The sequence below is a fragment of the Vibrio sp. RM-69-4 genome, assembly GCF_024743775.1.
In the GTDB taxonomy this organism is placed as follows: domain Bacteria; phylum Pseudomonadota; class Gammaproteobacteria; order Enterobacterales; family Vibrionaceae; genus Vibrio; species Vibrio anguillarum.
On the sequence record NZ_JAMQXI010000051.1, the window covers coordinates 18,595 to 31,343 of the forward strand.

A 12,749-nucleotide genomic window follows, 5' to 3' on the forward strand; every position below is an offset into this window, starting at 1 on the left:
GCGAGGCGAAAGCCCTATGTCAAAACTTGCAATCAAATCGAGTTCTTGGGCGAAAAAAAGCCTCGATATTTATCGAGGCTCAATAGCACGTGGTTGGTGAGTTATTTAAACAACACTTGACCAGACATTTCTGCCGGAATGTCCATGTTCGATAGAGCAAGCATCGTTGGTGCTAGGTCAGAAAGCTTACCACCATCTTTTAGCTTAAGATCTTTGCTACCGACGTAGATAAGCGGCACTGGCAGATTGGTATGTGCGGTATGAATGCCCCCTGTTTCTGGGTTCACCATCATTTCTGCATTGCCGTGGTCTGCTGTGATCAGTAGCTGGCCATCGACTTCTTTAATCGCTTCAACCACTTTTCCGATACACTCATCAAGCGCTTCGCATGCTTTCACGGCCGCTTCGTAAATACCAGTATGACCAACCATATCGCCGTTCGGGTAGTTACAGATAATCGCATCGTATTTACCCGATTTGATTGCCGCAACGAGTTTTTCAGTCAGTTCAGGCGCGCTCATTTCCGGTTGCAGATCGTAAGTTGCCACTTTAGGTGAAGCAACCAATTGGCGCTCTTCGCCTGGGAATTCGTTCTCAACACCACCGTTAAAGAAGAAGGTGACGTGCGCGTATTTTTCTGTTTCAGAGATGCGCAACTGAGTTTTACCCGCCTTTGATAGCCACTCACCGTAGGTGTTTTCTAGTGATGCTGGTGGAAATGCGCACAGCAGAGGAATGTCGGCGGCGTATTGGGTTAGCATCACAAAGTCAATTGCTGGGAACTTTGCACGTTCAAACCCGTTGAAATCTGGTATGAAGGCACGAGTAATTTCACGTGCACGGTCGGCGCGGTAGTTCATGAAAATCACGGCATCGCCATCTTCAATCGCAGCAGAGTCTTGGCCTTCAGCTTTGATTTCTGTCGCTTTAACAAATTCATCATTTTCTTCACGTGCGTAAGCGGCTTCAAGGCCTGCCACGGCGGAAGCAAAAGTAAATTCTGCTTTGGCTTCAACCAATAGGTCGTAAGCTTTTTGTACGCGTTCCCAGTTGTTATCGCGATCCATGGCGTAGTAACGACCAATCAGTGAGGCGATACGACCTTTACCTAATTTAGAAAATAGGTCTTGGAAGCGTTGCAATGAGGCTTCGGCACTGCGTGGTGGCGTATCACGGCCATCAAGGAAGCAGTGGAGGTAGATTTTCTCAGCGCCACGGGCAGCAGCCATTTCAACGGCAGCGTAGATATGATCTTCATGCGAGTGAACACCACCTGGCGACATTAGCCCCAATAGGTGAACCGCTTTGCCCGCTTTGATGGCTTTATCCATCGCGTTGACTAACACTTCGTTTTGTTGGAATTCACCATCAAGAATTGATTTAGTAATGCGTGTCAGGTCTTGGTAAACAATACGACCAGCACCGATATTGGTGTGACCGACTTCTGAGTTACCCATTTGACCATCCGGTAAACCTACATCCATACCAGAAGCAGAAATCAGAGTGTTTGGGTTGTTTGCAATTAAGCTATCCATGACTGGAGTATGTGCATTGCTGATTGCGTTGTGTGCGTTATCTTCACGGTAACCCCAACCGTCAAGAATTACTAAAGCCATTGGCTTCTTAGCTGACATAGTTATGACCTCGTCAAATTCAAAGTAACTTAAACAGAAATTAGCGTAATTTTACTACACTTTGAAGCGATTGCAGTAGGTTAAGATCAATGATTCTCCCTATCAATGCCTATAAAGGTGGCCTATTGATCAACATCGGTGCCTTTTTAGCGCCATTTAATAAACTAAAATTCCCGTCCCAAGCACGGCAAACAGTGCGCCGCACCAAGCGAAGCGGTTGGGCCGCTGTTTGGTATACATCCATAAAATAGGCAACAACATGATGGGCGTGGTTGAGGAGAGCAAGGCCACCATACCCACGTTGCCTTCACGCAGTGCGTAGAGAATTAACGTCATTCCGACCGCCATCGCAAGAAAACCGTTGATGGCGGTAATGGTAAAAATGGGCAGCGTAATGGCTTGAGTGGCGCGTGCTAATTTTGCACCAGTAGCCAACAGTAAGCAGTGTGCGGTGAAGGCGGTGAGCATTCGAATTGCGGAAGCGGCGATGGGGTCGATCCCCGTTTGCATCACAGGTTTGGCGATGATCCCACCCAATGCTTGGCATAGAGCCGCGATAAGGCCAAGTGCAATGCCAACCCATACTCGGCCTTTAATTGCTTCCAATGCATTATGATTTTGCCCTCGGCGGCCAAAAAAGATGGCCGTTAGAACGCCTGAAAAGACAAAAGTCGCGCCCACTAGCTCTGCATGGCTCATGCTTTCGCTGAATAAAAAATAGCCGAGAATGGCCGAAAAAACGGCATGGCAGGAAAAGAGTAAACCGGCTTGTCTTGGCCCCATGCGATTTAAACACGCAAACAGCGCCGTATCGCCAATGAATATGCCAATCAACCCCGAATACATCATGGGTGTTACCATCTCGCTGTTTACCGTTGCCCAGCCGCCAGTTGCCAACGCCATGCTCACTAAAATGAGAGAAGTACAGCCCATCCGCCAACGGCTATAAGCAAAGGTTCCTAAATGGCGAGCGGGAGTAACAGACAGTAAACTGGCTACTGCCCAAAGAAACGCGGCAGCAAGCGCGAGCCATTCGTAGCCCATGTAAACATCCTTGAACGAGGGAAGGATCTCAATATGCCTTAAGCGCTAGGGGAAAACAAAGGGAATTTATGGGCTTGCCTCAATGTGATTAAAAGAGGCAAGCCAAGAGGATTTACACTTTGAAGCGGCGAATATCGTTACGCATGGCTTCTGCCGATAAATGCATTTCATGAGCGCTGTGGCTGCTCTGCTGAGTTTGACTAGCAAGGTCATCAGAAGCGTCTTTGATACCTTGTGTATTGCGGCTAATGTCTTCGCTGACGGCTCGTTGCTCTTCAGCGGCACTGGCAATTTGCAAGGCCATATCATTGATCTCGGTAATGGCTTGCGTGATCCGCACTAAACTGTCGTGAGCTTGTTCGGCATAGTCAACACTGTGGTCGGCCAGTTTGGTGCTGGCTTCCATATTCTCGACCGCATGTTGAGTATTGCGCTGCAAGGTTTCAATCATGGTGCGGATCTCTTCCGTTGAGCCATGTGTACGTTGGCTGAGCACGCGAACTTCGTCGGCGACCACAGCAAAACCACGGCCTTGGTCACCTGCGCGGGCCGCTTCAATCGCTGCGTTGAGTGCTAACAGATTGGTTTGTTCGGCAATACTTTGAATGGTGGATAGGATCTGGTTGATACTTTGAGCATTGCTCTCCAACTCTCGGATCACTTTGGCCGCACTATCGACCTGATTGGCTAAGTGAGTAATGGAATCTCGATTCTTTTTGATAACCGCCTGCCCGTCATCACAAGCTGAGGCCGATGCTTGTGACGCGCTAGCGGTCAGTTCGGCATGGCTAGCCACCTCAGCGGCGGTAGCCGACATCTCATGAATCGCGGTGGCTATTTGGTTGACATCATTTTGTTGGTGCTCAACTCGCATGGAAGCTTGAGCAGAAAGGTCATTGGCATCTTGTGCTTGCTGGGAAAGTTGTTGGCTACGGCTGACGATCCCTTTCAGCATCTCCTGCATTTGACTTAAAAAGAGATTCACTTTCTCGGCCAATTCACCGATTTCATCCATGCGTCGAATGTCGATGCGTTGGGTGAGGTCGCCTTCTCCTTGCGCTAATTGCGCTAAAGCGTTCGACAATACCTGCAGTGGTTGCAGTAAGCGGGTTACAACCCAAGTGCTGATGCTGGCGATAATAATGTAGAGCACTAAAGAGGCAATGGCGGTAAAGGTTATTTGCTCAGAAACCGAGGCGTAGGCCATCTCTTTGTCTACCACAATGCCCAGTAACCAATCGGTATTTGGTATTTGTGAGACGTAAATTAATTTGTTGCCTTGCTTTGGCCAAGCGATGGTATCCACGCGATTTTCTCGGGCTAAGCTGGCCATGTGCTGGGAATCTAATTCGTTGTTTAAATTGGTTAAAGGTTTTTGGCTTAAAGCTTCATCTTGGTAGGCAACAATGTTGTTATTACCATCAACCAAAAACGCAAAACCTTGATTGTTCAGTTTAACATTCAGCACTTCTTTAATGAGATTGGTTACCGTTAAATCGGCGGCGAGTACGCCTTGTTTTTGACCTTTAAAAGCTTTGGCGAAGCTAACTACGATGCTGCCATCAAAATCTTGGTAGGGTTCGGTAATTATAAGCCCCGATTGTGCCATTGCATCTTTATACCAAGGGCGCGTTCTTGGATCATAATCACTTGGCCAATCTTCGGTTTTATCACCATAAGCAATGCTGCCATCACTAAAACCAGCATAAACAGAAAGAAAATCACCGCTCTTTTTAGTCACCAGCAACGCTTGGTCAGCATTGTTATTATTGGCAATAAAAGGTTCATTGGCCAACATCATATTGCTGCGGATCCCAAGCCAATCACTGATGTAATGGCGAGTAGCAAGACTGGTGTTTTCCATTTCACTATTAATGGCATAGGTCGTTTCTTGCTGTAATTGACTGACGGAGATCCAAGCTTGGACGCCACTGACGATTGCGATGATGATGGCGATAGCGACTTGAATTTTAAATTTGATGGTATGTCTCATGGGTTATGTCCCTAGAACGGTTTGACAACCGCGTGTCGATAGCTCAGATCAGGAAAAGATGAATTAACGGCTCCTACGCTTAGTTGCAGCGAAATGATGAGGCCGTTTCATGTTTCTTCAGATAAATGAATAAGTAAATCAGAGTAATCCTACGAGAATGTAGCTTTGATTAATATGATCGTGCTCGATTATTGTTCATCTCGTTGATTTGCTTTTACTTAGTTTTAGGCTGGAATGATTCATCTTTGCGACCTGCATTCAGTCTTGACGCTCAATGCAAGTCGCAGTAACCCAAGGTTAGGTCAGTAACAGCGCGGCAGTATAGACAATGCACAAGCCAACAACGCCAATAATCAGACCTGTTTTGGCCATGTCTTTACTCTCAATAAGCCCGGTAGAATAGGCCAGTGAGTTCGGCGGTGTTGAGACAGGCAAAATCATACCCAGTGAGGCAGAAAAGGCGACAACCACTAACAAACTTTGTATACCACCAATACTGGCCAAGCTTTCCATGGATGTGCCAATCGCGGCGGCGATCGGCATTAATAAGTTCGCGGTCGCGGTATTGGACATGAAGTTTGCCATGATCCAACAAACGAGCGACAGGGTGATGACGACCGAGATAGGCGATAGAGAACTGTAATCAATCGCGTGAGCTAATGCTGAAGCGAGCCCTGTTTTATCTAGCCCAATTCCAATCGCTATCCCGCCAGCCACTAGCCACAAGACGTCCCAGTTGATCTGTTTCAGTTCCTCTTTGCCCATAATGCCGGTGAGTGTAAAAACCGCCAAAGGAATAATAGAAACCACATAGGTGTTCATGCCGTGTAGAGAGGTGCTCATCCACAGCACTATGGTGGCGGCAAAAGTAATGTAGACCACGATTGCACGCCAATTTTTTTGGAATGTTCCGTTTAGTTTCAGCACCATCTGTTTTTCTGAAGAGGGAAACAGTTTTTGTAGCAAAAACCAAGCTAACGTGAGCTGAATAATCACAAACGGCAAGCCCATCATCATCCAAGAAAAGAAATCAATGCTATTGCTTCCGGTGAGATATTGCAGCGCGATCGCATTGGGCGGCGTACCGATAGGCGTGGCAATACCACCGGTGTTCGCTGCAATCGGAATGCAGAGCACTAAGGCCTTGATGCCTAAATCCCCTTTTGGAGCTGAAGCGACGATCGGCCCGAGCAGCGCCAGCATCATCACAGTAGTCGCGGTATTGGACATAAACATAGAAAATACCGCAGTGATCAACATTAGCCCCAGCATAATAAAGCGGGGTTGAGTACCAAAAGGTTTGAGTAAAACTCGGGCTAAGTTGTTGTCCAATTCATATTTAGAAGCAGCAATCGCCAGTGCAAAGCCGCCCATGAACAAGATAATAATCGGTGAAGAGAAAGCGCTGAAAATATCGGTGTACTTCATCAGCTCGCCGATATCATGCCCAGCGGGGGGCGAACGAAAGAGATGCAAGCCTTTATCTGAAATCATCACCAATTCGAGCGCAATGATCAAAATGGAGGTGGCAAATACAGGAACTGGCTCCAATACCCAAAGCAGAGCAGCCAATAAAAAAATAGCCAGTAATCGATGTTGAATTAAGGTTAAGTCATCAATCGGTATTGCATCAATGGGCATCAGTAAAACACCGATGGGCAGCAAAAAGCAGATCGCAAGCTTTATCAGCATTCCCGTATTCATGGTAGGCATATCACATGACCTTCATTAGGTTAACTTGAAGTAACTAGCGTAAATGATATGTGAATGAAGGTCTTAGACGCGGCTTGAAATTTTGAGTTTTAGCGAAGGAATATGCAGCAGCTTTGTTTTTTATCAATAAAGAAAAAAAGCGAAATATCTAGAGGCGTTAGCTCTGAACATGCAGAGCTAACGCATTTTGCAGGGAACATTAAGAGATGGCGATTAACGTTGCTGTGCGTATGGAGTACCCATAACCGTTGTAGCATTGTGTTGCATAGACTCATCAAAGCGAATTTTGTCTTTTGCAAACAGATTGATCACCGTAGAACCTAACTTAAAGCGACCCATCTCTTGTCCTTTTTTCAGTACAACAGAGGTATTGCCTTGGGCTGGATAATCCCAGCGATAAACGGTATTGCCGCGCGGAGGCGTGACGGTACCTGACCAAACTAGCTCAATACTGCCAACAATGGTCGCTCCGACAAGCACTTGTGCCACTGGGCCAAACTCAGTATCAAAAATACACACCACGCGCTCATTGCGAGCAAACAGGTTCGGTACATTTTCGGCGGTTAGTGGGTTAACCGAGAAAAGATCGCCCGGAACATAAATCATTTGACGTAACACGCCATCGCAAGGCATGTGTACGCGGTGGTAGTCGCGAGGTGATAAATAAAGCGTGGCAAATTCGCCATCTTCAAACTCTTGCGCCAGTTTGGCATCACCACCGAGCAATTCTACCGCTGTAAAATGGTGGCCTTTCGCTTGAATAAGCTTGCCATCTTGAATCGGCCCGAATTGACTAACGCAAGCATCGGCCGGATGGGTGATTAAGCTATCACCGTCACTGATTGGCCGAGCATCGGCTTTCAATTCACGAACAAAGAATTCATTGAATGTTTTGAAATGGCTAGGATCTGAATGCAGAGCTTCATCCATGTTGACATTATATTGTTTAATAAACCAACGAATGACTGCAGTGGTTAGACCGCCAGCTTTCGCTGATGCGAGTTTACCCATCAGGCGTGTTAAGCCATGTTGTGGGATCCAGTATTGCAGTCCAACTTTAATTTTATCCATTGTCTCTGATTCCAATGTTAACTGTATGTTCTTCACTTTGGGCGCGAGATGTTACTGAAAAACTCTCACCATGTCAGCAGTTAGTCACCATTGCTTACGGATTATTCGATGGCGACAGATAAAAAATTTATCGATCAAGTTTGCGGACATTTGCCGGGGTAAAACTCGATGCTATTTATAAATCCGCTTTTTTGTTACGCGAATATTGGCGGTTAGCTTTGTTTTCCGACATGCTTTCTAAAATTCGGTGGTAGTTCTCAAAGCGCGTGTTACTAATATCACCTTTTTCCACGGCTTCACGTAGTAAGCAACCCGGATCGTCAGCGTGTTTACAGTCTCTAAACTTACAGCCGCCTAAGAAGGGACGAAATTCGACAAAGGCTTCGGTGATCGCTTCAGCTTCCAAATGCCATAAACCAAATTCACGCACTCCCGGCGAGTCGATCAAATCACCGCCTGTAGGGATATGATACAAGCGAGCCGCAGTGGTGGTATGTTGACCAAGTCCAGATGCTTGAGAAACTTCACCTTCTTCAATTTCATCTTCCAAATTTGGCATTAATGCGTTCACTAGGCTGGATTTACCAACGCCAGATTGACCAACAAATATGTTGATCCGTCCGCCAAGTTCCGCTTCTAACTCAGCAATCCCTTCACCGCTTTTTTTGCTGACAAAAAGCACTTTGTAGCCAATGCGTTCGTAAACACGTAACGACTCTTGATATTGGTTACGCAATTCATCGCTGAGTAAATCAATCTTATTCAGTACCACTAGCGGCGCAATATTCACGGTTTCTGAAGCGATCAAATAACGGTCGATGATATTGAGTGACAGTTCCGGCAGTACGGATGACACAATGACCATCTGATCAATATTTGCCGCTACTGGTTTCAAACCGTCGTAATAATCTGGACGAGTCAGAACCGATTTGCGCGGTTCAACCGCTTCGACAACGCCAGAAATACCCGCCATCGATTCGAGTCCAGGTCGCCAAATAACACGATCTCCTGAGACCAGCGTTTCAATGCCTCGGCGTAAATTACAGCGGTGGATGGTGTGAGTCTCTAAATCTTCAACATCGGCATGTTGGCCAAAACGAGTAATCACTAACCCAGTTTTTGCGGTGCCGAGCATGGCTTCATCCCACGAAACTGTGTCCTCTTTTTTGAGTCGTTTACTCTGATTATTACGAACGCGTCGTACTTGACCTTTCGTCAGCTTCTTTTTCTTTGCCACGATTATCTACTTCATGATTATGATACGTTTTGATCCAACGTTGAGATTTTACTCAAAATCATACCGTTTGGATCCAATGTCCAAAGGTATCTTGGGGATCTGAATTTGGGTATAGTACCTTTTTTATCTGCAAACCAATATAGGCAACGTATTTATGTCTTTTAGCGATCAAAACTTGATTTGGGTTGATCTTGAGATGACAGGCTTAGACCCTGAAACTCACAAAATTATCGAGATTGCCACCATTGTAACTGATAGTGAGTTGAACATTTTGGCTGAAGGCCCAGTGTTGGCTGTTCATCAATCAGAAGCTGAATTGGCTAAAATGGATGAATGGTGCACCACCACACATACCAAAAGCGGTTTGGTCGAGCGAGTACGTCATGACTCAGTGACACAACAAGAAGCGGTTGAACAGACCATTACGTTTTTGGAAAAGTGGGTGCCTAAAGGTAAATCTCCGATTTGTGGCAACAGTATTGGGCAAGATCGCCGCTTCCTTTATAAACATATGCCTGAGCTGGAAGCCTACTTCCATTACCGTTATGTGGATGTCAGTACGCTAAAAGAGCTGACTCGCCGTTGGAAGCCAGAAGTATTGGATGGCTTTTCTAAGCAAGGTAGCCACCTGGCTTTAGATGATATTCGTGAGTCTATTGCTGAGCTTCAGTACTACCGTAAGACCATATTCAGTATTTAATTTTCAGAACGGCATTTTTTGGTGATGGCGTGTTAACCAGTTTTTGTGATTAATACGCCATATTTGCGTTCTTTTTCGTCAAAAAAAAAAAAAAAAGATTTTTTGCCAGTAAGGGCTTGCATCATAAGAAAATGCTCTTATAATTCGCAGCCCTGAACAACGGAAACGTTGTGAATGCGACACTAGCTCAGTTGGTAGAGCGCAACCTTGCCAAGGTTGAGGTCACGAGTTCGAACCTCGTGTGTCGCTCCAGCTTCTTTTGTTAGAAAGCTTAAAGCGCTCATCATGCTTTGAATGATGAAACACGGACGCGGGGTGGAGCAGCTTGGTAGCTCGTCGGGCTCATAACCCGAAGGTCGTTGGTTCAAATCCAGCCCCCGCAACCAAATTTAGATTAAGCGTAAATACGATTAATCATTGCGACACTAGCTCAGTTGGTAGAGCGCAACCTTGCCAAGGTTGAGGTCACGAGTTCGAACCTCGTGTGTCGCTCCAAATTCTTTTCGAAGAAAAGAATAGCGCCGCACAACCTAGTTAAGGTTGAGGTCACGACTCTTTGTTTAAAGAAAGTGAACCTCGTGTGTCGCTGCACTTTCTCTTATTAGAAAGTGAACAGGTTTAAGTTTTCACCGTACTTAACGGTGACACAATACGGACGCGGGGTGGAGCAGCTTGGTAGCTCGTCGGGCTCATAACCCGAAGGTCGTTGGTTCAAATCCAGCCCCCGCAACCAAATTTAGATTAAGCGTGAATACGATTAATCATTGCGACACTAGCTCAGTTGGTAGAGCGCAACCTTGCCAAGGTTGAGGTCACGAGTTCGAACCTCGTGTGTCGCTCCAAATTCTTTTCGAAGAAAAGAATAGCGCCGCACAACCTAGTTAAGGTTGAGGTCACGACTCTTTGTTTAAAGAAAGTGAACCTCGTGTGTCGCTACAAATTCTCTTGTTAGAGAGTGTAAGTTTTCATCGTACTTAACGGTGACACAATACGGACGCGGGGTGGAGCAGCTTGGTAGCTCGTCGGGCTCATAACCCGAAGGTCGTTGGTTCAAATCCAGCCCCCGCAACCAAATTCAGATTAAGCGTAAATACGATTAATCATTGCGACACTAGCTCAGTTGGTAGAGCGCAACCTTGCCAAGGTTGAGGTCACGAGTTCGAACCTCGTGTGTCGCTCCAAATTCTTTTCGAAGAAAAGAATAGCGCAGCACAACCTAGTTAAGGTTGAGGTCACGCCTCTTTGTTTAAAGAAAGTGAACCTCGTGTGTCGCTACAAATTCTCTTGTTAGAGAGTGTAAGTTTTCATCGTACTTAACGGTGACACAATACGGACGCGGGGTGGAGCAGCTTGGTAGCTCGTCGGGCTCATAACCCGAAGGTCGTCGGTTCAAATCCGGCCCCCGCAACCAAATTCAGATTAAGCGTGAATGCGATTAATCATTGCGACACTAGCTCAGTTGGTAGAGCGCAATCTTACCAAGGTTGAGGTAACGGTTATGTGTCGCTCCAGCTTCTTTCAGAGTACTCTCTGAACTCAAACCAGTATTTGGTTTATGCTCTTTCTTTAATGCTGTGAAGCATAACTCCCTAAAATAAAAATAATCTGCAGTTCTAAGCGGATTTATTGCCGTCTTGATAACTTACGTGCTGAATTTCAATACACAGGTTAGTCTCTGTAGAATCTGGCTTTTCGTCGCTATTTATTCTTATTCATTAACAGAGTTATCCACAAAAATTAATTGTGGATAAGTTGGTGTATAACGTGTTTTTAGTGAAGTGCTGGTAAGTGTCAGTGAAAGATCTTTTAATGCGGCTCTGTTCTCTAATCTTGCTGTCTTTCTGTGTAACTAATTGTTTTTAAATTGATTTTTGTTATTTTGTCACCATTGTGTCAACTAACTGTATGATCATTAATATCAAGATCTTTGATCCTTGTCATTAATTGCTGATGTGGCTAACTTTTCTTAATTATAGAAAACAGTGTCGTGTTTAAAATTTTGTCCACAAATTGGTATTTTGAGATACATATCAAAGTCTGTGTTCATTAGTTATGCAATTACCTCATTTTTTACGCATCACGCGGTAACCCTTTCTCGACAATTCGAATTAAGCGCTGCTGCTTCTTATTGCTAGAGCATGCACTCGCTGGCTCCGATGATTTTCGTTTTTGTTCTACTAGCGCCCAATGTATATGTTCGTCTAATAAATCAGACAAGCCTAACCTCGTGTTTAGCGCTGCGATAATGCGTTGTGAATATGGCGCGTTTCCTAAAGCGATGGAAAGATTACGCAACCATTGCTGGTGGCCAATTCGGCGAATAGCCGAACCTTCCATATAACGTAAGAAGGTGGCCTCATCCCAAGCAAACAGTTCAACTAAGTCTGGTTCATCCAGTGCTTGACGGCGATGAAAATCATTTTGTTGAGTGAGGTCGGAAAAGCGATTCCAAGGGCAGACCAACTGGCAATCATCACAGCCGTAAATGCGGTTACCCATTGCCTTGCGAAACTCTTCAGCAATTACGCCATCATATTCTATGGTGAGGTAAGAGATGCATCGGCGAGCATCAACAACACCGTCTTCTACGATGGCTTGTGTAGGGCATGAGGTGATGCAGGCTGTGCATTTGCCACATTGATTACTGCTTGGTGTATCGACCGGCAGCGGCAAATCAATCAGTAGTTCACCAAGAAAAAACCAAGAACCACTCTCTTTATCAAGGATAAGCGAATGCTTGCCAGTCCAACCAAGCCCAGCTTTTTGTGCTAAAGGCCGCTCTAGTATTGGGGCGGAGTCCACAAAAGGGCGATAACCGAGTGCCCCCACTTCTTGTTCAATCTTTTCGCCGAGTTTTTTTAGCTGGTTGCGTACCAGTTTATGGTAGTCACGCCCCAGAGCGTAGCGGCTGATATAAGCGTAATTGGGATTATTCAAATCACTGGCAAACCGAGCATCTGGGGGTAAGTAATTCATGCGGGCGCTGATCACACGGACGGTGCCGGGAAGGAGTTCATGTGGCCTAGCTCGCATCATTCCATGGCGCGCCATCCAGTCCATCTCACCGTGAAATCCAGCATCCAACCATTTCTGCAAAGGCTCTTCGTGCTCACTGAGATCGATATCGCAGATCCCGACCTTTTCGAAGCCAAGTTCACGTGCCCAGATTTTAATTTTGTCTGCCAGTACTTGGTAGTCCATTATCGATGAGCTCGTTGCAAAAAGGGGCGAGGATCTTAACGGATCCTTTATTGAGGATCTAGGAAATGATCGTCTGTGATGTGGATTAAACTGACATAAAAAGCGAGTTTTTTCCTTTTACTTACAGAAGAGAGCTTGTCTCTCAATTCCAACCCA

8 protein-coding genes and 8 tRNA genes are annotated in these 12,749 nt (G+C 45.8%); 9 read left to right on the forward strand and 7 right to left on the reverse strand.

Going from position 1 to position 12,749, the window contains the following annotated elements; all coding sequences use genetic code 11:
* Positions 1-101 precede the first annotated feature (101 nt).
* The 6 genes from gpmM to rsgA form a co-directional block, all read right to left on the reverse strand.
* Positions 102-1,634, reverse strand: a complete 1,533-nt coding sequence (gene gpmM / locus NB504_RS07615) for a 2,3-bisphosphoglycerate-independent phosphoglycerate mutase (RefSeq protein ID WP_258428592.1) — start codon at positions 1,632-1,634, stop codon at positions 102-104.
* A gap of 156 nt (positions 1,635-1,790) precedes the next feature.
* Positions 1,791-2,678, reverse strand: coding sequence for a DMT family transporter (locus tag NB504_RS07620; protein WP_013857940.1), 888 nt, complete (start codon positions 2,676-2,678; stop codon positions 1,791-1,793).
* Between the two features lie 112 nt (positions 2,679-2,790).
* Complete coding sequence (locus tag NB504_RS07625) at positions 2,791-4,671, reverse strand: methyl-accepting chemotaxis protein (protein WP_047688356.1); 1,881 nt, start codon at positions 4,669-4,671, stop codon at positions 2,791-2,793.
* 297 nt (positions 4,672-4,968) lie between these two features.
* Positions 4,969-6,384, reverse strand: a complete 1,416-nt coding sequence (locus tag NB504_RS07630; RefSeq protein WP_258428593.1) for an SLC13 family permease — start codon at positions 6,382-6,384, stop codon at positions 4,969-4,971.
* 213 nt (positions 6,385-6,597) lie between these two features.
* Entirely contained in the window at positions 6,598-7,455 is an 858-nt protein-coding gene (gene asd, locus NB504_RS07635) for an archaetidylserine decarboxylase (protein ID WP_170899763.1), read from the reverse strand.
* Positions 7,456-7,630: 175 nt separating this feature from the next.
* Positions 7,631-8,692, reverse strand: coding sequence for a small ribosomal subunit biogenesis GTPase RsgA (gene rsgA, locus NB504_RS07640; protein WP_013857936.1), 1,062 nt, complete (start codon positions 8,690-8,692; stop codon positions 7,631-7,633).
* A 154-nt stretch (positions 8,693-8,846) separates the two neighbouring features.
* Between rsgA and orn the strand changes: the two genes are divergently transcribed.
* The 9 genes from orn (at position 8,847) to NB504_RS07685 (ending at position 10,803) form a co-directional block, all read left to right on the forward strand.
* Positions 8,847-9,392, forward strand: coding sequence for an oligoribonuclease (gene orn / locus NB504_RS07645; protein WP_010318948.1), 546 nt, complete (start codon positions 8,847-8,849; stop codon positions 9,390-9,392).
* A gap of 176 nt (positions 9,393-9,568) precedes the next feature.
* A tRNA-Gly gene (locus NB504_RS07650) sits at positions 9,569-9,644 on the forward strand.
* Between the two features lie 57 nt (positions 9,645-9,701).
* Positions 9,702-9,778, forward strand: a tRNA-Met gene (locus NB504_RS07655).
* Between the two features lie 33 nt (positions 9,779-9,811).
* Positions 9,812-9,887 (forward strand) — tRNA-Gly (locus tag NB504_RS07660).
* A gap of 161 nt (positions 9,888-10,048) precedes the next feature.
* Positions 10,049-10,125, forward strand: a tRNA-Met gene (locus NB504_RS07665).
* Positions 10,126-10,158: 33 nt separating this feature from the next.
* Positions 10,159-10,234: transfer RNA gene (locus NB504_RS07670), tRNA-Gly, on the forward strand.
* A 153-nt stretch (positions 10,235-10,387) separates the two neighbouring features.
* Positions 10,388-10,464 (forward strand) — tRNA-Met (locus NB504_RS07675).
* A 33-nt stretch (positions 10,465-10,497) separates the two neighbouring features.
* Positions 10,498-10,573 (forward strand) — tRNA-Gly (locus NB504_RS07680).
* Positions 10,574-10,726: 153 nt separating this feature from the next.
* Positions 10,727-10,803: transfer RNA gene (locus NB504_RS07685), tRNA-Met, on the forward strand.
* A gap of 659 nt (positions 10,804-11,462) precedes the next feature.
* Here the strand turns inward: NB504_RS07685 and queG are convergent.
* Positions 11,463-12,593, reverse strand: coding sequence for a tRNA epoxyqueuosine(34) reductase QueG (gene queG, locus NB504_RS07690; protein ID WP_064624229.1), 1,131 nt, complete (start codon positions 12,591-12,593; stop codon positions 11,463-11,465).
* Positions 12,594-12,749: the final 156 nt, after the last annotated feature.